This is a genomic window from Bradyrhizobium sp. Leo78, assembly GCF_059512425.1.
Genome location: NZ_JCAMOT010000017.1, coordinates 121,472 through 139,992 on the forward strand (window position 1 = coordinate 121,472; position 18,521 = coordinate 139,992).

The following is an 18,521-nucleotide window of genomic DNA, read 5'->3' on the forward strand; positions in this document are numbered from 1 at the left end:
CCCGGGCTTGACCCGGGCATCCACGCCTCTCGTGCGACGCAGAGAAAAAGGACGTGGATGGCCGGGACGAGCCCGGCCATGACGTTGTGGAGGCGACAGGCGCGCAATCGATCGAGAGTTAGCTGATGGATGTCCTCAGTCCCGATAATCCTCCGCTGACCACCGCTCCACCGCCGCCGCGGATCTGGAAATTCTGGGGTACGACGCTGTGGGGTTTGTTCGTGTTTGGCGGCATGTTCCTCGGGCAGCTCGCCGTCGTCATCTACTTCATGCAGAAGCAGGACGCTCCCAATATCGCATCGGTCATCCAGACGATCGGCGGGGGCCTGACGATTGCGCTCTCGGTCATCACGGGATTGCCGGGGGTGCTGCTGGCGCTCTGGATCGCGATCCGTCCGACCCGGACTTCCTTTGTCGATTATCTTGCGCTGCGCTGGACCTCCTGGAAGAGTTTCGCCATCGGCGTCGTCGCGCTGGCGCTATTGGTTGGCGTATGGGATCTCATCTTGCGCGCGGTTGGCCGCGAAGCCTCGCCGGGCTTCATGGGCGAGGTGTTGAAATCGGCGCAGGCCGAAGGCGCGCTTTGGCTGCTCGTCATCGCGTTCTGCATCGCCGCCCCGGTATCGGAAGAGCTTCTCGCCCGCGGCTTCCTCTATCGCGGCTGGTCAGAGACGTTCCTGCGGCCGGCAGGCGCGATCCTGCTGTCGTCGCTCGTCTGGACCCTGCTGCATCTGCAGTATGACTGGTTCTTCCTGAGCGAGGTGTTTTCGATCGGGCTCGTGTTCGGGTATCTGCGCTACCGGTTTAACTCGACCTGGCTCACGATCGTGCTGCACGGGCTGAACAATCTTGCGGCGACGCTGCAGACATTGTGGCTGGCCGGGCAGTCGTAGCTCCTCGCACCCCACTGGCAGGATGATCGCCGGACGTGCTAGGTAGAGGCTCAGCCCACCTTCGCTGCGACGTTGTCGCGGAAAAATCGATATGTCGGACTTCGAAAATGCCAAGTCGCCGGCCTCGGTCTCGCCACGGCCGCCGCGAACCTGGGACTTCATGGAGACGACGTTCGTCAGCCTGATCGCTTACGGCGCTTTCATTTTCGCATCGGACTTTTTCTTCAATATCATATCGGACCTAGCCGGCAAGATCTTGTCACCTGCGCAACTTCGAACAGGGGTGATCCAGAATAGTTTGGAAAGCGCCGCCAGCACTCTGGCAAGTCCACCTGCGATCGCGGTGCTCTGGATCGCTATCTGGACGGCCCGCCGAGAGTTCGCCGAATATCTTGCGTTGAAGTGGCCAAATCCAATTGAACTCCGACGTGCTCTGGCAATCACGACCATATTCTTGATGGTGGAGAGTTTGGTCGTTGGTGCCACCAGGGACGCTCCTGTCGATTCTTATTTACAGGCCGCGGGAGCCGACGGTTTGTTCATCTATTTGATCTCCGCCTGCATTGCAGCGCCGCTAATGGAAGAATTTCTCTTTCGTGGCTTTATGTTTCGCGGCTGGTCGCAATCCTTCCTCGGCCCGACCGGCGCGATTGTTCTGACGTCAATAGTATGGGCGATGCTCCACACTCAATATGATTGGCTTGGGCGTTTCTGTCTCTTCGTCTCGGGTATTTTTCTCGGTTACTTTCGCTGGCGCAGCAACTCGACTTGGTTGGCAGTTATGGCTCATTCAGCCATGAATATGTTCGCCCTCTTCATTTGGCTATTATTGTAAGCCTAGCGCCCGCTTGCAGCGAGCGCGATGAGAACGGGCATCGTGATCGCCGCCAGAATCGTTTGCAGCGTGATGATCTGCGCCAGCAGCGGCGCATCGCCGCCCATCTGGCGGGCGAGCACGTAGGCCGATGAGGAAGTGGGGACCGCCGAGCCGACGGCGACGATGACCAGGCTCGGACCGGATAGGCCGAACGCGAGCCCGAGCGTCACGGCGAGTATGGGCATGGCGATCAGTTTCAGGAACACCGTGATGCTGGCGGCGAGGTTCGGACGGAACATGCCTTCGAGATGCAGGCCGGCGCCGGTGACGAGCAGGCCGATCGCAAGCGAGGAGCGGCCGAGCGCGTCTGCGACGTCATGCCAGAGCTTTGGCAGCGGGAAGTGGGTCACGTTCAGGAGGAGCCCGACGATGCAGGCCCAGATCAGCGGATTCTTCACCACCGTCATGACGATGGTGCCGGCCGACTGCTTCTGCGGCGCGGCGTAGTGCGCGAGCACGGAGACGCTGAACACATTGACCAGCGGGATGATCGCGACCATCGCGACGGAAGCTAGTGCGAGTCCGACCTCGCCGTAGAGGCTGCTTGATACCGCGAGCGCGACGTAGGTCTGCCAGCGGGTGGCGCCCTGGAACACCGAGGTAAAGCCGGGACCGTCGACGCCGCTGCGCGCGAGCAGCGGGCGGAGTGCGAGGCACAGGAGCGACATTGCTAGCGCCGAGAGGAACAGCGCGCCGCCGACGCCGCCGATCGGCACCTTTGTCAGGTCGGCCTTCACCAGCGTCTGGATCAAGAGCACGGGGAACAGCACGTAATAGGTCAGCCGTTCCAGGCCCTGCCATTGCATCTCGGGCTTGAGCAGCGTCCGCTTCAGGATGAAGCCGAGCGCGATCAAGAGGAATGTCGGCAAGAGCGCCGCGATGACGACGGCCATGCTTCAGCGCTCGCCCCGCAATTTTGCCAGCCGATCCAGCGCACCTTGCAGGATGAAGATCGCGGCGTGCTCGTCGATCACCTCGGCGCGCTTGGCGCGGCTGACATCCAGGCCGATCAATTCGCGCTCGACGGCCGCCGTCGAGAGCCGCTCGTCCCAGAGCCCGATCGCGAGCGTGGTCAGGTTGGAGAGGTTGCGCGCGAAGGCGCGGGTCGATTGCGCTCGCGGCCCCTCGCTGCCGTCCATGTTGATGGGAAGCCCAAGCACGAAGCCGACCACGTTGCGTTCGCCGGCGATCACCAGCAACCGCGCCGCGTCAGCCTTGAACGCCTTGCGCTGGATGGTTTCGACGCCGGTCGCCAGCCGCCGATCGGGATCGGAGACGGCAACGCCGATGGTCTTGGTTCCGAGATCGAGCCCGATCAACGCGCCGCGCTCGGGCCACTGCGCGACGGCTTCGATCAGGGGGAGGACGGGGGCGAGCATGAGGATGCGATTAACACGTGGTGCACCGTGGAAGCAAAGCGCTCTCTTCACCTCTCCCCAGCGGGAGAGGTCGGATCGCATCGCTAGATGCGATCCGGGTGAGGGGGCGCAGGTGCCCATGAGAGACCGTGACCCCTCACCCGGCGCTGTGCGCCGACCTCTCCCGATGGGAGAGGTGAAACCGGCAGCGTGCCTCGGGGCTACCGGATCGCGATGGGGTTGATCATGCTCTGCACGCCGCCGCGCCAGCGCGGCTGTCCGAGCACGAACAGGAACTCATACCCCTTGTCCTTGGCGAGTTCGGCGGTGTCCATGTTCTCCAGGATGTAGGTGCCGTTCTTGGCAAGCAGGATCTGGTGCACCTCGAACACGTTCGGGCTTTCGAACGGGATGGTCTCGACCGCCCAGGTATCGGCACCGACGGCCACCACGCCCTTGCCGGTGAGATAATTGGCGCCCTCGACCCCGAGGCCGGGTTCGCCGGCGGAATAGCGCTTGTCGTCCTTGCCGATCAGGCTGAGCCAACCGGTGTGGAAGATCACGACGTCGCCCTGGCGGATCTCGACACCCTGTTTCTTCGCGACTTCCTCGATCTCCTTGACGTTGAAGGCGGTGCCTTCCTTGACCACGTCGGTGTTGTAGTAGGCGGCCATGTCGAGCAGCACGCCGCGGGCGACCATCGGCGGCACCTTCTCGATGCCGAGCTTCTTCAACCCGGTGGGATCGGCAAAATCGGCGAGCTTGTTGCCGTTGTAGTAGACATGCTCGATGCCGAGATGGCCGAGCCCGTCGAGCTGGCTGCCGATGCCGACCCAGGTATCGATGATATCGTCATTGTAGGTTGCCTTGTTCGGACCGATGCCGGAGCTGCCGGCCTGTCCGGGCTGGACGATGGTGATCTTGAAGCTGCGCGGCGGATAGGCCGGCGTCTTGGTGTCGACGGGAATGCCGAGCGCGTAGGTCTTGCCGGTTTTTACCAATGACGCGGCTTTGACGACGAGCTCGGGCGTCATGTAGTTGGCGGCGCCGATCTCGTCGTTCGGCCCCCATTTCGATTTGGTCCAGTCTTGTGCGCTTGCCGTTCCGACCGTAGCCAACAAGGCAACAGAACAGCACAACACGAATGCGGTGCGCATCGCAGTCCCTCCCAGATGTTGACGTTATGGTTGTTGGTAGAAAGCGCCACATACTAACGTAGACGCGCACAACGATCCAAAAATTTTTGATGACGTGTGCTCGCACGCGCGAAGCGTGTGGCTCCGTCACAGAAAAATGGCATTGCGAATTTCGCGGAGCGGAACGGGCAGTCAGGCCGCGATGACCTGATCGTCCTTGTCGAGACAGGCGGCAAAACTCTGCAGCGCGCTGTATTGATGGGCGCTGCGGCGCTGGATGAAGATGGTTTCGGCGCGGGCATAGGATGGATCGAGCGTGTGGATGCTGACGCTGGCATGCAACGCGTTGCGCTCGACGACGACGCGCGGCAACAGCGTCACGCCCATGTCGGCGGCGACGCAGCCGACCATGCCGTCGAGAGTGCCGAGCTCAAAGCGTGCGGCCGACGGCCAGCCGAAGTCGGTGAAGATCTGCTCGAGCCGCTGGCGATAGGTGCAGCCGGTGCGGAACACCAGCGCGGTCGGTCCGGATTCCGATGTGCCCGCGCGCAAAGCGGCGAGGCTGGCCCAGCGGCGCGCGGTGACCAGCACCAGCTCTTCGCGGAAGGCGAGGGTGGACGTGAGCTCGGCGTGATCGATCGGACCGGCGACGAAGGCGCCGTCCAGCGTGCCGTCGAGCACGGCGGTGACGAGATCGGTTGTGGTCGCAGTCTTCAGGGTCAGGCGTACCGCCGGAAAGCGGCGATGGAAATCGGCAAGCAGCAGCGGCAGGCGGACAGCGGCCGTCGTCTCCATGGAGCCGATCGCGAGCGGTCCCCTCGGCTCGCCATCATCGCGGGCGGCCAGGATTGCTTCGCGCGAGAGCGCGGCCATCCGTTGCGCATAAGGGAGCAGGCGCCGTCCGGCGCCGGTCAACGTCATGCCGCGGCTGTGCCGCTCAAACAGCGCCGTGCCGATCTCGGCCTCGAGCGCTTTGATCCTCTGGGTGACGTTGGACTGCACGGTGTGCAGTTCGTCGGCGGCGCGCGTGATGCCGCCAAGACGGGCGACCGTTGCAAAGGTCTGGAGGTCGGTGAGTTCCATGATCGCGGCCTGCGTTTCATTATTGAGATGGCAGCGTTCTCAAGTATTCATTTCGAGAGAATGGTAGCTCTGTCTAGTGTGGCTGTCGAGATGGGGTCCCGGGGCAATATCCTACGTTTGCTTTCGTGCTGAATTCATCACGGCTCGATGCTGCCGGTTGATGCGCCCTCGCCCCTTGTGGGAGAGGGCAGCTCCGGCGGGTGCGACCGAACTCGCTTGGGTGAGGGGTTCTCTCCACGAACACGTGCGCCCGTGGAGAGAACCCCTCATCCGGCGCGGATTGCATCCGCGCCACCTTCTCCCACAAGGGGAGAAGGTGTGTTCGACGCATCTCGCCTTGTCCCGTTGTGGGAGAAGGTTACAAGCAACGAGCCAACAAGAGGGCTGAATCATGTGGCCGGACCGCCGAATTGTCGATCTGTTCAAGACCGAGTTTCCGATCGTGCTGGCGCCGATGGCCGGCGTGATGGATGCAGATCTCGTGATCGCCGCCGCGCAAGGCGGTGCGCTCGGCTCATTGCCCTGTGCGATGCTCACCGCGGAGAAGGCGCGCGAGCAGGTCAACATCATCCGCCAGCGCGTCTCCGCGCCGATCAACATGAACTTCTTCTGCCACCAGCCGGACGATCCGGATCCGCAGCACGAGGCGCGCTGGAAGGCGCGGCTTGCGGCGTATTACAAAGAGCTTGGGCTGGATCCCGCGGCGCCCGTCAACGCCGCCAACCGTGCGCCGTTCGATGACGCGATGTGCGAAGTGGTCGAGGAACTGAAGCTGGAAGTCGTCAGCTTCCATTTCGGCCTGCCGGAGGAGCGGCTGCTGAAGCGGGTGAAGGATGCGGGCGCGATCGTGATGGCGTCGGCGACCATCGTGAAGGAAGCGGTCTGGCTCGAGCAGCACGGCGCCGATGTCATCATCGCGCAAGGCGCCGAGGCGGGCGGCCATCGCGGCATGTTCCTGACCGACAATATTGCCGAGCAGCCCGGCCTCTTCGCGCTGCTGCCGCAGGTCGTCGATGCGGTGAAAGTGCCGGTGATCGCGGCCGGCGGGATCGCGGACGGGCGCGGGATCGCGGCGGCGTTCGCACTGGGCGCCTCCGGCGTGCAGATCGGCAGCGCCTATCTGCGCTGCCCGGAATCCAGGGTGGGGCCGGCGGCGCGTGCCGCGCTGGCGCAGGCGAAGGACGATTCAACCGTGATCACCAATGTGATGACCGGGCGGCCGGCGCGCGGGGTCGCCAACCGCGCGATGTCCGAGATCGGGCCGATCTCGCCGGACGCGCCTGCCTTTCCGCATGCCGCAACCGCGCTGGCGCCGCTGAAGGTGGCTGCCGAAAAACTCGGCAGGGTCGATTTCACCAATATGTGGGCCGGACAGGCGCTGCCATTGGGCCGCGAACTGCCGGCGGACGAGCTGACCCGGACATTGGCCAGCGAGGCGCTGGCGCGGATGGGGGCCTTGGGCCGCTAGGTTCTTTACCTCTCCCCGGCGGGGAGGGGTCGATTTGCGCAGCAAATCGGGTGAGGGGCCGCGGCTCTAATGAGGGACCGTAGCCCCTCACCCGCGCTTTGCGCGACCTTTCCCTTCGGGAGAGGTGAACGGCTGCGGGTTGCGGCTCAAAACCGGCGTCTGCTATACGGCGGGCTGATCTTGCTGCCCAAAGGCCATATATAATGTCAGTCGACGCCACGACCGTCCGCCGCATCGCGCAACTTGCGCGGATCGCGGTCTCCGAGGCTGAAGTTCCCCATCTGCAGGGCGAGCTGAACGCAATGCTTGCCTTCGTCGAGCAGCTTTCGGAGGTGAATGTCGAGGGCGTCGAGCCGATGACCTCGGTGACGCCCATGGAGATGAAGAAGCGCGCCGACGTGGTCAATGACGGCGACATTGCGGATGATATCGTCCGCAATGCGCCGGCCACCGAGAATCACTTCTTCCTGGTGCCGAAGGTCGTCGAGTAAGCTCCTCTCTCTACTTGTTTTGCGGGAAGTCCGATGTGTCTGCTCTGCGACGATGAAAAGGCCTATCAGGCCTACATGAACTATCTCGACGCGATGGAGCGGCAGGGCAAGGCCGCCGATCCGAATGCGGTGATGCAAACCGTGCTCGATCAGCTCGAGGCCGCCGACAAGGCGCGCGCCAAGAAAGACGATCCCGCCGACGACAAGACCCTGTCTCCGTTCTTCTGCAGCCCGATCAATAAATGACCGATTTGACATCGCTGACGATCGCCGAGGCCCGCGAGGGCCTGACGAACAAGTCCTTCACCGCGCGCGAGCTCACCGATGCGCATCTTGCTGCGATCGAGGCGGCGCGCGTGCTCAACGCCTATGTGCTGGAGACGCCGGATCGCGCGCGCGAGATGGCTGACGCCGCGGACAAGCAGATAGGCAAGGGCGAGGGCGGCCCGCTCGCCGGCATCCCGCTCGGCATCAAGGACCTGTTCGCGACGCGCGATATCCGCACCACCGCCTGCTCGAAGATTCTCGGCAATTTCGTGCCGCCTTACGAATCGACCGTGACCTCGCAGCTCTGGCGCGACGGTGCGATCCTACTCGGCAAGCTCAACAATGACGAGTTCGCGATGGGCTCGTCGAACGAGACCTCATGCTTCGGCCCGGTGGTCAATCCGTGGCGGCGCGAGGGCTCCAACACGCATCTGGTGCCGGGCGGCTCCTCGGGCGGTTCGGCATCCGCCGTGGCGGCATTGCTGTGCATGGGCGCAACCGCAACCGATACCGGCGGCTCGATCCGCCAGCCGGCCGCGTTCACTGCCACGGTCGGCGTGAAGCCGACCTATGGCCGCTGCTCGCGCTGGGGCATCGTTGCATTCGCATCCTCGCTCGACCAGGCTGGCCCGATCGCGCGCACGGTGCGCGATTCCGCGATCCTGATGCGCTCGATGGCGGGGCATGATCCGAAGGACACGACTTCGGTCAATATCGGCGTGCCCGATTACGAGGCTGCGATCGGCAAGTCGGTGAAGGGGATGAAGATCGGCATCCCCAAGGAGTACCGTCTCGACGGCATGCCGGCCGAGATCGAGAAGCTCTGGAGCGATGGCGCGGCATGGTTGAAGGCGGCAGGTGCCGAGCTGGTCGAAGTGTCGCTGCCGCACACCAAATACGCGCTGCCGGCGTATTACATCGTGGCGCCGGCGGAAGCCTCGTCGAACCTGGCGCGCTACGACGGCGTTCGCTACGGCCTGCGCGTGCCCGGCCGCAGCATCGGCGAGACGTATGAGAACACCCGCGCCGATGGGTTTGGCGACGAGGTGCGTCGCCGCGTCATGATCGGTACCTATGTGCTCTCAGCCGGCTATTACGACGCCTATTACCTGCGCGCGCAGAAGGTGCGCACGCTGATCAAGAAGGATTTCGAGGACTGCTTCGCCAAGGGCGTGAACGCGATCCTGACGCCGGCAACGCCGTCGGCGGCGTTTGGCGTCGGCGAGAAGGGCGGCGCTGATCCGGTCGAGATGTATCTCAACGACATCTTCACGGTGACCGTGAACATGGCGGGCCTGCCCGGCATCGCGGTCCCCGCCGGCAAGGATGCGCAAGGCTTGCCGCTCGGCCTGCAACTGATCGGGCGCGCCTTTGATGAAGAGACGCTGTTCTCGCTCGGCGAAGTGATCGAGCAGGCGGCCGGACACTTCACTCCGCCGAGATGGTGGTGAGATGGCGGATTTCCGCGCCAGCCTCAACGACGCCGCGCCGGAGCCTTCGCTGTCGCCGCCGCTGGCGGCGCTGTGGTGGGCGGCGAAAGGCGATTGGGACCAGGCGCACCGCATCGTGCAGGACGAAAGCACCGCCGAGGCTGCCTGGGTGCACGCCTATCTGCACCGCGTCGAAGGCGACCTCGGCAACGCCGCTTACTGGTACCGTCAGGCAGGCCAGCCGGTCGCCAAGGATGGGCTCGATGCCGAATGGGAGCGGATCGTCACCGCGCTGCTCGGCTAACCTCTCCAAGTTGTGAAGGCTTTCCGTGGTTCATTTTGACGCGGTTTCTTTACCGGACCGCGCTTCAATTGGCTCGTATAGACATTGCCCTGTTTCCGCGCCACGCGGGCGCCCAGATTGCCCGCGATAGGCTGAGGGGAAGCGTGGCGGGGGCCTGCGGGCAAGAGGGCGTTTGTGGGTAGATCGGGTATAGGGGCGTGGCTGTCGACGGTACTGGCGGCCAGTTTTGCAGTGGCGCTTGCCGGATGCGCAACGGTCTACAATCTGCCGAGCAACGTGCCGCTTGCCAACGCGCTTGCCGATAGCAATCTCGGGGCTGACATTCCACGCTATGATGACGACGTGTTGGTCGCGCTGTCCTTCTCGGGCGGCGGCACGCGGGCGGCGGCTTTCTCGTTCGGCGTGCTCAAGGAGCTCGATCGCTCTCACGGCGGCTCCGGTCAGGCGAAAACGCTGCTCGATCGCGTCGACTTCGTCTCCGGTGTATCAGGCGGTTCGATCACCGCCGCCTATTTCGGTTTGAAGAAGCGCGCCGCGCTCGACGATTTCCGCGAACGCTTCCTGTTGCGCAATGCGGAGGAGGGGCTGAGGACCAATGTCTCGCTCGGCAATATCGGCCGTGCGCTCGCCGGCGGCGTCAACAACAGCCAGCTCACCGAGTGGCTGGACCAGAATCTGTTCGACGGCGCGCGCTTCGATGCGCTGCGCGAGGACCGGCGGCCGAAGGTCTGGATCAACGCCTCCGACATCTATAACCGCACGCCCTTCGTGTTCGGAAAGACCTCCTTCGACGCGCTGTGCAGCGACATCCGCTCCTACCGTGTGTCCGAAGCGGTTGCCGCATCGGCGGCGGTGCCGCTGGCGTTCGCGCCGATCGTGCTGGAGACCTATCCCGGCGGGTGCTCGAAGCCGCTGCCGGCCTGGCTCGAACGCGTGCGATCCGAATGCGCAGCCATTGCTGCGCTCGTTCGCCGAGGCCAATGCGCGCTACCGCGACGGCTCCATGCGCTACGTGAAGCTGCTGGACGGCGGGCTTGTCGACAATTTTGGCTTGTCCGGTCTCACCATCGGGCTGTTGGCCGCGGAGCGGCCGTACCAGCCGTTGACGGAGCGGCAGGCGGCGAAGCTCCAGCGGATCCTGTTCATGGTGGTCGATGCCGGGCGCGGCATATCCGGCGATTTCGCACAGCGCCTCGAAGGCCCGAGCGGGGCCGAGCTGGTTGCGGCAGCGGCCGACACCGCCATCGATGCCAGCGTACGCTCGAGCTACGCGGCATTCTCCGGGCTTGCCACCGAATGGTCGGGTAAGCTGAAGCGGTGGCGGTGTGGACTGTCGGCGGCGGATCGCGCCCGCCTTGGCGTCGGCGGCAACTGGCAATGCGGTGACATCCACATCTACGTCGAGCGGCTCGGCTTCGACCAGTTGGGCGAAGAGCGCGCGGGCATCCTGAATGCGATCCCGACGCGGTTCGCACTGCCGCCGGAACAGGTCGACCTCCTGATCGCAGGCGGGGCCGACGCGCTCCGCCTGAGCAAGTCCTACCAGGCGTTTCGACGCGGGCTTTGATCGCTCAAAACCCTTTGTTTGAGCATGATCCTTTCCGGATCATGCTCTCCGGCTTGACTGGCGCGGTCGGTTGCGCGAAGCCGAAAGCAGTCCCAGATATCAATTGTCCGGAAACCGAGACCAATGAACGCACCTGTCACATCACACAAGCTCATCAAGGGCGCGACCGGCGACTGGGAGATGGTGATCGGCATGGAGATCCATGCCCAGGTCGTCTCCAATTCAAAGCTGTTCTCGGGCGCCTCGACCGCGTTCGGCGGCGAGCCGAACAGCCATGTCTCGCTGGTGGACGCTGCGATGCCGGGCATGCTCCCCGTGATCAACGAGGAATGCGTGCGGCAGGCGGTGCGCACCGGGCTTGGGCTGAATGCCAGGATCAACCTGCGCTCGGTGTTCGACCGCAAGAACTATTTCTATCCGGACTCGCCGCAGGGCTACCAGATCAGCCAGTACAAATCGCCGATCGTCGGCGAGGGCGAGGTCGAGCTCGAGCTCGAGGGCGGCCGCAGCGTCACCATCGGCATCGAGCGGCTGCACCTGGAGCAGGACGCCGGCAAGTTGCTGCACGATCAGTCGCCGACGATGTCCTATGTCGACCTCAACCGCTGCGGCGTCGCGCTGATGGAGATCGTCTCCAAGCCTGACATCCGCGATGCCGAGCAGGCAAAGGCCTACGTCGCCAAGCTGCGCTCGATCCTGCGCTATCTCGGCACCTGCGACGGCGACATGGAGAAGGGCAATCTGCGCGCCGACGTCAACGTCTCGGTGCGCCGGCCCGGCGGTCCGCTCGGCACCCGCTGCGAAATCAAGAACATGAACTCGGTCAACTTCATCGGCCAGGCGATCGAGTATGAGGCGCGGCGGCAGATCGAGATCCTCGAGGACGGCGGCTCCATCGACCAGGAGACGCGGCTGTTCGATCCGGGCAAGGGCGAAACGCGCTCGATGCGCTCCAAGGAAGAGGCGCACGACTATCGTTATTTTCCCGACCCGGACCTGCTACCGCTCGAATTCAGCCAGGCGTTCGTCGACGAGCTGAAGACGACGCTGCCCGAGCTGCCGGACCAGAAGAAGGCGCGCTTCATTGCCGACTTGGCGCTGTCACCTTATGATGCCGGCGTGCTGGTGGCCGAGCGCGAAAGCGCGGAGTTCTACGAGGCGGTGCTTGCCCGCCTCGCCGATCGTGCGCGCGACGGTAAGCTCGCGGCCAACTGGGTGATCAACGAACTGTTCGGCCGCCTCAACAAGGAAGGCCGGGATATTACGGGCTCGCCCCTCTCATCCGAGCAGCTTGCCGCGATTGTTGAGCTGATCGGCGAGGGGACGATTTCCGGCAAGATCGCCAAGGACCTGTTCGAGATCGTCTGGCAGGAAGGCGGCGATCCCCGTGCGCTGGTCGAAGCGCGCGGCATGAAGCAGGTCACCGACTTGGGTGCGATCGAGAAGGTGGTCGACGACATCGTCGCCGCCAATCCGGACAAGGTGGCGCAGGCGAAAGCGAAGCCGCAGATGATCGGCTGGTTCGTCGGACAGGTGATGAAGTCGTCCGGCGGCAAGGCCAACCCGCAGGCCGTGAACGATCTCCTGAAGGCGAAGCTCGGCCTCTGACACCTCGCGCGCGGACGCGAACGGCATCGCGGCACGCACTCTGTACGATGCGCGGAGGCGTCCGCGGCTCGCCTCTCGCGCCTTCGATCACCGCGTCGGGATCATCGCTTCACCGAATCGGCCGACCGCGATTCGTCCGGAAAGGCCGTTTCGGCGGGCGGAGATGCCGCTGGCAGGGCTTACCCACGAAATTTTTTTTGGCGCCGGAATTAGCGACTCGACGCCTGCGCGAGGTGTTCTCAGCCCGCTCGGTGAGTCTTGTCGACATGTCAGTCAGATCGCGCGCGAAGAAACGACGATTCAAGAAATGCCTGTGGCACAGGCACTTTTTGCATTCGCGATGAGTGTCGATGTCGATCGACTCTGCATTTCCTGCATCAGTGCGTCAGCGCAACGTCGCGCGTGCGCTCGGCGCGCGCATACTTCTCGCGCCTCGTAACATCAACACTTCCTTAAGCTGGACGCTGTTTTTTTCGATGTGTTGGTGTATTCGGGATGCAGTGCATCTCGATTCCCGAGTGCACGCAGCGAAGTATAGCCATCTCATTGGAGGGCAACATGGCGAAGAAAGCGAAGAAGGCGAAGAAGGCGAAGAGCGCAGTGAAGAAGACTGCGAAGAAGACCAAGAAGGTCGCGAAGAAGAAGAAGTAACTCTCGCCCGAGAGAGGATGCCGGCGGGTTGACGCCGGCCCGTCACCCGGACCTTCGGACGATCTGCTTCCTTGAAGCGATCCACCCAGGCGGCTCCGGTTGACGAAAGAGGGTGTCGGCGAGACATCAGGGTCAAACGGCTGGATCGCCTTTCCAAGAAGGGTTCGCTCTTCGAAGTCGGTCCGGCAGAAGAAACAGGTTTCTTCGTTCGGTGCGGACCACTTATCCGGCTCCGCAATTTCACAGGGCCCAAGGCCCATCGTGAGATCTGGTCCTGACGTGTTCGCCGACGCCCTCGTTCCAATAGCCGGCCGTTTGGTGCCGGCTTTTTTGTTGCCTGATCTCCCCACATGACGACCGGTTGGCTTCCGCTGCCGTATGGCGGGCGGCGATGCAGCCGCGTCCGGTTGGCGTTTGCGCGCGATGGTTATCGTTCCGCCAACCGCCAGGGTAAACCGAACTTCACCATCGCGCATAAGTCATTGTGCTGCAGGCACTTCTCGGATTTCGGGAACTCGCCGCACGCCGGGCGTTTACACGCCGTTCATCGCGATACTTAAACTGCTTTTCAAATTTGGCCGGCATGATCTCCCTCAACAAGCCGGCAAACGGCGAGCGCCTGATCCGCCAAGTGTAGGCGGTTTGGCGATCAGATCAGGCGCTCTTTTCATAAGCGGCGCGCGATCGGACGCAAAACCGGATGCCACTTTTGCTGATCGCGCGCTGGGGAAGTAAGGCGTTAGATGTGGACGGGGGCCGCGCTCGGGGGAGGGCGGCCAACAATAAAAAGGGGAGCTACGAGAATGTTTCAGGGACATATCAATCTGGAGACGGCCATTCCGGTGGACGCGACCGCGATCTCGGACGTGCTGTTCGAGCGTGGCCTCTACTGGGCGAGCGGCCGTTCCGGCGTGGTCAACCTGGTCGCGGCGCACAAATGGTTCAACCTTGCCGCCCTGAAGGGCCGCACGGATGCCATGGCGATGCGGCGCGAGATCGCCGAGCAGATGACGGAAGCTGAGATCGCTGCCGCCCAGCGCGAAGCCCGCGCCTGGATGACCGCGCACTAAGGCGGTGGAAGCGCCGCCGCGATCATCCTTGGCCGCGGCGCTGATCGATCCGTCGTGACCGGCTCTGCCGCCGATCTCAGGCGTGCCCGAGATCCTTAAGGTAGGCGCAGAACATATCGGCCATGGCGTCGCCATAGGCATCGATCTCTGCGGACGAGCGAGGGGTCTCCGAGAACTGCCTGCCCACCTCGGTTAGCGTCGTCATGATCAACTCGCCGGCCAATGCGCGAGTTGCCTCTGATGCCTCGGGCAACGCCTTCCGCATGAAGGCCTGAACAATGCGCTCTCCCGACGCCATCGCTTCGTGTGCTTCGGGCGCATCGCGATAGAGTGGGGCGGCGTCATTGAGCGCCACACGCATCGCGGCTTCATCACACTCCGAGCGGAGGAAGGCGTGGACCAGGGTGCGCAGCCGTTCGCGCGGCGGTCTCTGGTCGTCTTCAAGGATTCCGCGCAGCAGGTCGCTCGTCTGCCGCCACTCGTCGCTCTGAAGTCGGAAGAGGATCGCCGCCTTGTTCGGGAAATACTGATAGAGCGACCCGATACTGACTCCGGCCTTCTCGGCGACGCGCGCCGTGGTGAAGCGCTGCGCGCCTTCCTTAGCCAAAACCTGAACAGCAGCATCCAAAATCGCGGCGACGAGCTCCGCCGAGCGCACCTGCTTGGGCTGTTTTCGTGAGGAAATTCGAGTACTTCGCCGATCGGTCATGGGGTGGCCTGGCAATGCGAATAGGAAATGCGACGAATTAGTCGTATTTCTGGTTCAGCGCAAGGACGCGCTCATTTCAGACCGGAGACCTGCATGACCACACTGTCCACCACCCCGCTTGCGCCGTTGCTGGATCGCTTGTTCGAAGAGGCTGATGCGGCTTCGCCCGCGGCCAATTCTGCAGTGGGCGATCTCTCAGGCGAGGAACATTCGCGTCTGATGCGAAGCAAGACCGAATACCGCGACTTCTACGGCCGTCTGAAGGATCTTCCGCTCGCCGTCTCGCGAGAAACCGGCGCGTTGCTCTACATGCTGGCGCGTTGCTGCGGCGCGCGAACGATCGTCGAGTTCGGGACCTCGTTCGGCATCTCGACCCTGCACCTTGCCGCAGCCCTGCGCGACAATGGCGGTGGCCGCCTGATCACCAGCGAGTTCGAGCCGTCCAAGGTGGCGCGGGCCCGCGACAATCTGACCGCCGGCGGTCTCATCGACCTCGTGGAGATCCGTGAAGGAGACGCCCTGCAGACGCTGAGCGTCGATCTCCCTGATACGATCGACCTGCTGCTGCTCGACGGCGCCAAGGGCCTCTATCCCGCGATACTGAGCCTGGTGGAAAGTCGCCTCAGGCCCGGTGCCTTCATTGTCGCCGACAACGCCGACTACAGCCCCGACTATTTGGCGCATGTGCGCTCGCCCGCGAACGGCTACATGTCGACGCCATTCGGTGGGGACGTCGAGCTTTCGATGCGGATCGGCTGAACGGTGTTTGGGACAATGGCGTGGATCGGGGATCGCGGGACGATCTCCGGCCGGCCAGCATAGGAGCGATCTTGCTGTGTCACCGCAGCCGCGCTTCGCGATCCATGCAAAGGTATTCAACCACTTTTGTGTGGACCGAGGCGCTGGTCGCGGCGAGCTTGAACCGGATGACGTGATGTAGTGCTTTACCCAAGCTAGCTATTTCATTTCGTAGCCGACGAGGCGGGCTTGTGAGGGCCTCGGGGAAGCCAACGATGACCAAGCAATGGGAATATCAGGTCCGGATCAATCTCGGGGACGAGCTTGCCGGCGTGGCGCGGCGCGATCCCGACAATCCGGCAATCAAGCCGCTTGCGGATATCCTCGCCAAACATCATGCGACGATGAAGTGTCAGTTCGATATCTTCGCCGACTATGTGGCCGAAGCTGAGAAGCGGGGTACCGAAAACTATCCGCTTTACGCATGGACGAAAGCGACGATCGAGGATCCTGAAAAGCAGGCAAAATACGTCAAGTTGTTCGCGCTCTACGTTGACGGCAATGAAGTCTATGCCAAGCCGCTCGCTGACGCGCTGGAATCGGACTTGCAGCCCCTGGTCAGCGGCAAGCTGATCACGCGCCTTTCCAAGCTCGATAGCAATCCGGCGAACTACCCGCAGCCGCCGGAACAATATCGGACGTAAAAGACGCGGCGAGCCGTCACGAGACATGTTCATGATTGCGAGGCGCTCAGAAGATCAGCAAGCGCCTGCCGGGTGGAGACGTTCGCCGCCTTCTTGAGCGCGGGCAACAGTTCTTCCGGCTCCGGTCTGCGCCGCTTCATCGTGCCAGACGGCGCGACGCGGCTTGGAATTTGAAAGGCGCGAGCTGCGCGATGATTTCAGGCGCTGGAAATCTGGTTACGTCTGCCATAGAGCTGCGGGCGCGGATTGCTCTATCCTGACCGTGCACTGTGCAGCTGCCAGTCTTGGGCATCTGGTTATTCGTCAAACCGACAACAGCGCGCAGTCTACGGCCAACTTCACTTTCTGCATCACTCTATTCATACTACCGTGAAGATCTTGGGATGGAGATTTGGCAGCATGGCGAAGATCGTTTTCGGAATGAACCAGTCCTTGGATGGTTATGTCGATCACCAGGAATTTGCGCCAAGTCCCGCGCTCTTTCGTCACTGGATAGAGCACGTGCGCGACCTGACCGGCAGTGTGTACGGTCGCCGCATGTACGAGGTTATGCGTTATTGGGACGAAGACCGTCCTGAGTGGAATGCGGAGCACCACGAGTTCGCGGCGGCGTGGCGGCGCCAACCGAAGTGGGTCGTGTCGCGCTCGTTGAAGTCAGTTGGCCCCAACGCCACACTTGTCGAGGATAACATCGAGGCGGTGATACGTGGCCTGAAGGCTCGGCTTGTTGGAGAGATTACAGTTTCCGGCCCAGACCTGGCACAAAGCGTAACCGACCTTGGTCTTATCGATGAGTATCGACTCTACTTCCACCCCGTCGTGCTTGGTCGCGGCAAGCCATTCTTCGCCGGTCCCCGACCGCCGCTCCGCCTTGTTGCCACCGATCTCGTTGGCGAGGACACGGTTAGGTTGACATACGTTCCTGCTTAGTCGGCAGACGGACTGCACGACGCGTCAGGTCCGGCCCTCGGTCCGCACGGCATTGGCGTGGAGGTCGTTGGCAATCACGCGGATGTCGTGCGCCACCAGAACGGGGTCGAAGGGCTCGACTGAAAATCCCTGATCCGCGAAGTTCAGCCCTACATCGTAGACGATCCCGCGATACCTCACGACCTACCCGTTCGTTCAACGTCTAGTCTTTGCGGGCCAGGCAGCATTTCTTGGCCTTCTTGCCGCTGCCGCAGGGGCAGGGGTCGTTGCGCCCGACATTCCGCATAGGATTTTTGACCGGCTCCATCGGCATCCAGTCGCGGACGTCGAGCGGCTCGCCGGTGAAGGGATTCTCGTCATCCCAGGATTCGTCGTGATCCCCGCAGTCGGTCAACTCCAGAGCTGCGAGGGTGTCCTCGATCAGACCAAGCCGACGTTCCGTGAAGCGCTCGATATCGTCAGGCCGCTGCTCGGCTTGACGCAAATCCTCATCGAAATTCTCTCTGCTGTACGAGAAATCCGGAACAAGGCCTGCCTTCCAGGCACCCTCGGCTAGTGGTTCGAGCTCGCGCAAGCCGAGCAGTGCGATAGACTCCAACCAGCCGGCCCAGGCCTCGTTGTCCGGTTCGGCGAGCCGGCCCTCGAAGAACCGCACCAGGAAGCCTCGCGTCTGGTCGCGCTTGATCTGGCCATTCCAGGTGAGGAATGTCGCTGCACCGAACAAGGCATCACGGACGTACTGCTCTACGGAAGCGTCGGCGATGACGCCAAAGAGCGCGTCGGCATCGCCGTCGAAAGCGCCGGCAGCAATCCGCGACAAGTCCTCGGTGACGACATCGCCAAGCAGGTCGTCCACTTCACTCTCTGGCCGGCGCAACAGGCGCAGCAGCGGCTGGAAGGCTTGAGTCTGCTGCCCGCCGCCGAGAAGATAGATTCCGCGGACCAGTAACATCTCGTCTTTTTCCGTCAGCGGTTCTGCGCGCGCCGCACGCTCGAGCACGTCGAGCAAGGCGGGCGCGGATTCCTCTATCCTGACCGCGCACTGGGCAACCGCCAAGTCTGGCAGGCGTCGCTCGGTCGCGAGCAGGAAAAGCTGATCCTCAATCGGACCGATGTCGACCTCGCCGGAGCCGTCGCTCAGAATTGCTTCGAGTTCTTCCTTGCGCATGTGACGTTCCCTGGAAACTCTGGTGCAGGATCGTCGTTACGCGGGACAGGGGACGATGAGGCCAACGGT

19 protein-coding genes and 1 pseudogene are annotated in these 18,521 nt (G+C 63.0%); 13 read left to right on the plus strand and 7 right to left on the minus strand.

All coding sequences use genetic code 11. The features are described from left to right. Window positions 1–125 precede the first annotated feature (125 nt). Together AC5ZG1_RS21905 and AC5ZG1_RS21910 are read left to right on the plus strand one after the other, a co-directional pair. A complete protein-coding gene (locus AC5ZG1_RS21905) occupies window positions 126–893 on the plus strand; it encodes a CPBP family intramembrane glutamic endopeptidase (protein ID WP_496134057.1) in 768 nt (255 codons plus the stop codon). A gap of 91 nt (window positions 894–984) precedes the next feature. Beyond that, window positions 985–1,728, plus strand: coding sequence for a CPBP family intramembrane glutamic endopeptidase (locus AC5ZG1_RS21910; RefSeq protein WP_496134058.1), 744 nt, complete (start codon window positions 985–987; stop codon window positions 1,726–1,728). A 2-nt stretch (window positions 1,729–1,730) separates the two neighbouring features. Here AC5ZG1_RS21910 and AC5ZG1_RS21915 read toward each other — a convergent pair whose 3' ends face one another. From AC5ZG1_RS21915 to AC5ZG1_RS21930, 4 genes are all read right to left on the minus strand, one after another. Next, window positions 1,731–2,663 carry an AEC family transporter gene (locus AC5ZG1_RS21915; RefSeq protein ID WP_496134059.1) on the minus strand — a complete coding sequence of 311 codons (933 nt, stop codon included), beginning with the start codon at window positions 2,661–2,663 and terminating at the stop codon, window positions 1,731–1,733. 3 nt (window positions 2,664–2,666) lie between these two features. Further along, complete coding sequence (ruvX, locus tag AC5ZG1_RS21920) at window positions 2,667–3,149, minus strand: Holliday junction resolvase RuvX (RefSeq protein WP_496134060.1); 483 nt, start codon at window positions 3,147–3,149, stop codon at window positions 2,667–2,669. Window positions 3,150–3,349: 200 nt separating this feature from the next. Then, the gene (locus tag AC5ZG1_RS21925) at window positions 3,350–4,285 is read right to left on the minus strand and encodes a cyclase family protein (RefSeq protein ID WP_456644161.1); all 936 of its coding nucleotides are present in this window, start codon (window positions 4,283–4,285) and stop codon (window positions 3,350–3,352) included. 171 nt (window positions 4,286–4,456) lie between these two features. Continuing rightward, the gene (locus AC5ZG1_RS21930) at window positions 4,457–5,347 is read right to left on the minus strand and encodes a LysR family transcriptional regulator (protein WP_496134061.1); all 891 of its coding nucleotides are present in this window, start codon (window positions 5,345–5,347) and stop codon (window positions 4,457–4,459) included. Window positions 5,348–5,738: 391 nt separating this feature from the next. Between AC5ZG1_RS21930 and AC5ZG1_RS21935 the strand changes: the two genes are divergently transcribed. From AC5ZG1_RS21935 to AC5ZG1_RS21970, 8 genes and pseudogenes are all read left to right on the plus strand, one after another. After that, complete coding sequence (locus tag AC5ZG1_RS21935; protein WP_496134062.1) at window positions 5,739–6,815, plus strand: NAD(P)H-dependent flavin oxidoreductase; 1,077 nt, start codon at window positions 5,739–5,741, stop codon at window positions 6,813–6,815. Window positions 6,816–7,018: 203 nt separating this feature from the next. Continuing rightward, entirely contained in the window at window positions 7,019–7,306 is a 288-nt protein-coding gene (gene gatC, locus AC5ZG1_RS21940) for an Asp-tRNA(Asn)/Glu-tRNA(Gln) amidotransferase subunit GatC (RefSeq protein WP_496134063.1), read from the plus strand. Between the two features lie 33 nt (window positions 7,307–7,339). Next, window positions 7,340–7,552: a hypothetical protein gene (locus AC5ZG1_RS21945; RefSeq protein ID WP_225706243.1), complete on the plus strand. Its 213-nt coding sequence runs from the start codon at window positions 7,340–7,342 to the stop codon at window positions 7,550–7,552. Next, window positions 7,549–9,024 (plus strand): Asp-tRNA(Asn)/Glu-tRNA(Gln) amidotransferase subunit GatA, encoded by a 1,476-nt coding sequence (gene gatA, locus AC5ZG1_RS21950; RefSeq protein ID WP_496134064.1) that lies wholly within the window; start codon window positions 7,549–7,551, stop codon window positions 9,022–9,024. Before AC5ZG1_RS21945 ends, gatA begins: the two co-directional genes overlap by 4 nt. A gap of 1 nt (window position 9,025) precedes the next feature. Continuing rightward, entirely contained in the window at window positions 9,026–9,307 is a 282-nt protein-coding gene (locus tag AC5ZG1_RS21955) for a hypothetical protein (protein ID WP_496134065.1), read from the plus strand. A gap of 189 nt (window positions 9,308–9,496) precedes the next feature. Beyond that, window positions 9,497–10,874: pseudogene (locus tag AC5ZG1_RS21960) on the plus strand (patatin-like phospholipase family protein). Window positions 10,875–10,997: 123 nt separating this feature from the next. Next, the gene (gatB, locus tag AC5ZG1_RS21965) at window positions 10,998–12,482 is read left to right on the plus strand and encodes an Asp-tRNA(Asn)/Glu-tRNA(Gln) amidotransferase subunit GatB (protein WP_496134066.1); all 1,485 of its coding nucleotides are present in this window, start codon (window positions 10,998–11,000) and stop codon (window positions 12,480–12,482) included. 1,454 nt (window positions 12,483–13,936) lie between these two features. After that, the gene (locus AC5ZG1_RS21970; protein WP_028166669.1) at window positions 13,937–14,203 is read left to right on the plus strand and encodes a hypothetical protein; all 267 of its coding nucleotides are present in this window, start codon (window positions 13,937–13,939) and stop codon (window positions 14,201–14,203) included. 76 nt (window positions 14,204–14,279) lie between these two features. On the opposite strand, the gene AC5ZG1_RS21975 is transcribed toward AC5ZG1_RS21970, so the two are convergent. Beyond that, entirely contained in the window at window positions 14,280–14,912 is a 633-nt protein-coding gene (locus AC5ZG1_RS21975; RefSeq protein WP_130229095.1) for a TetR/AcrR family transcriptional regulator, read from the minus strand. A 93-nt stretch (window positions 14,913–15,005) separates the two neighbouring features. Between AC5ZG1_RS21975 and AC5ZG1_RS21980 the strand changes: the two genes are divergently transcribed. The 3 genes from AC5ZG1_RS21980 to AC5ZG1_RS21990 all read left to right on the plus strand — a co-directional run bounded on the left by AC5ZG1_RS21980 (window position 15,006) and on the right by AC5ZG1_RS21990 (window position 17,284). After that, a complete protein-coding gene (locus AC5ZG1_RS21980; protein ID WP_496134067.1) occupies window positions 15,006–15,671 on the plus strand; it encodes an O-methyltransferase in 666 nt (221 codons plus the stop codon). A gap of 254 nt (window positions 15,672–15,925) precedes the next feature. Next, window positions 15,926–16,354 (plus strand): hypothetical protein, encoded by a 429-nt coding sequence (locus AC5ZG1_RS21985; protein WP_456644153.1) that lies wholly within the window; start codon window positions 15,926–15,928, stop codon window positions 16,352–16,354. Window positions 16,355–16,753: 399 nt separating this feature from the next. Next, the gene (locus AC5ZG1_RS21990) at window positions 16,754–17,284 is read left to right on the plus strand and encodes a dihydrofolate reductase family protein (protein ID WP_496134068.1); all 531 of its coding nucleotides are present in this window, start codon (window positions 16,754–16,756) and stop codon (window positions 17,282–17,284) included. Window positions 17,285–17,308: 24 nt separating this feature from the next. Here AC5ZG1_RS21990 and AC5ZG1_RS21995 read toward each other — a convergent pair whose 3' ends face one another. Further along, the gene (locus AC5ZG1_RS21995) at window positions 17,309–17,464 is read right to left on the minus strand and encodes a hypothetical protein (protein WP_165435492.1); all 156 of its coding nucleotides are present in this window, start codon (window positions 17,462–17,464) and stop codon (window positions 17,309–17,311) included. Window positions 17,465–17,486: 22 nt separating this feature from the next. Beyond that, window positions 17,487–18,452: a DUF1186 domain-containing protein gene (locus tag AC5ZG1_RS22000; RefSeq protein ID WP_130229107.1), complete on the minus strand. Its 966-nt coding sequence runs from the start codon at window positions 18,450–18,452 to the stop codon at window positions 17,487–17,489. Window positions 18,453–18,521: the final 69 nt, after the last annotated feature.

What these genes read in the sequence shown, in the direction of transcription:
- AC5ZG1_RS21905 (WP_496134057.1), top strand. Translation starts at nt 126, where the DNA reads ATGGATGTCCTCAGTCCCGATAATCCTCCGCTGACCACCGCTCCACCG.
- AC5ZG1_RS21910 (WP_496134058.1), top strand. Translation starts at nt 985, where the DNA reads ATGTCGGACTTCGAAAATGCCAAGTCGCCGGCCTCGGTCTCGCCACGG.
- AC5ZG1_RS21915 (WP_496134059.1), bottom strand. Translation starts at nt 2,663, where the DNA reads ATGGCCGTCGTCATCGCGGCGCTCTTGCCGACATTCCTCTTGATCGCG.
- ruvX (WP_496134060.1), bottom strand. Translation starts at nt 3,149, where the DNA reads ATGCTCGCCCCCGTCCTCCCCCTGATCGAAGCCGTCGCGCAGTGGCCC.
- AC5ZG1_RS21925 (WP_456644161.1), bottom strand. Translation starts at nt 4,285, where the DNA reads ATGCGCACCGCATTCGTGTTGTGCTGTTCTGTTGCCTTGTTGGCTACG.
- AC5ZG1_RS21930 (WP_496134061.1), bottom strand. Translation starts at nt 5,347, where the DNA reads ATGGAACTCACCGACCTCCAGACCTTTGCAACGGTCGCCCGTCTTGGC.
- AC5ZG1_RS21935 (WP_496134062.1), top strand. Translation starts at nt 5,739, where the DNA reads ATGTGGCCGGACCGCCGAATTGTCGATCTGTTCAAGACCGAGTTTCCG.
- gatC (WP_496134063.1), top strand. Translation starts at nt 7,019, where the DNA reads ATGTCAGTCGACGCCACGACCGTCCGCCGCATCGCGCAACTTGCGCGG.
- AC5ZG1_RS21945 (WP_225706243.1), top strand. Translation starts at nt 7,340, where the DNA reads ATGTGTCTGCTCTGCGACGATGAAAAGGCCTATCAGGCCTACATGAAC.
- gatA (WP_496134064.1), top strand. Translation starts at nt 7,549, where the DNA reads ATGACCGATTTGACATCGCTGACGATCGCCGAGGCCCGCGAGGGCCTG.
- AC5ZG1_RS21955 (WP_496134065.1), top strand. Translation starts at nt 9,026, where the DNA reads ATGGCGGATTTCCGCGCCAGCCTCAACGACGCCGCGCCGGAGCCTTCG.
- gatB (WP_496134066.1), top strand. Translation starts at nt 10,998, where the DNA reads ATGAACGCACCTGTCACATCACACAAGCTCATCAAGGGCGCGACCGGC.
- AC5ZG1_RS21970 (WP_028166669.1), top strand. Translation starts at nt 13,937, where the DNA reads ATGTTTCAGGGACATATCAATCTGGAGACGGCCATTCCGGTGGACGCG.
- AC5ZG1_RS21975 (WP_130229095.1), bottom strand. Translation starts at nt 14,912, where the DNA reads ATGACCGATCGGCGAAGTACTCGAATTTCCTCACGAAAACAGCCCAAG.
- AC5ZG1_RS21980 (WP_496134067.1), top strand. Translation starts at nt 15,006, where the DNA reads ATGACCACACTGTCCACCACCCCGCTTGCGCCGTTGCTGGATCGCTTG.
- AC5ZG1_RS21985 (WP_456644153.1), top strand. Translation starts at nt 15,926, where the DNA reads ATGACCAAGCAATGGGAATATCAGGTCCGGATCAATCTCGGGGACGAG.
- AC5ZG1_RS21990 (WP_496134068.1), top strand. Translation starts at nt 16,754, where the DNA reads ATGGCGAAGATCGTTTTCGGAATGAACCAGTCCTTGGATGGTTATGTC.
- AC5ZG1_RS22000 (WP_130229107.1), bottom strand. Translation starts at nt 18,452, where the DNA reads ATGCGCAAGGAAGAACTCGAAGCAATTCTGAGCGACGGCTCCGGCGAG.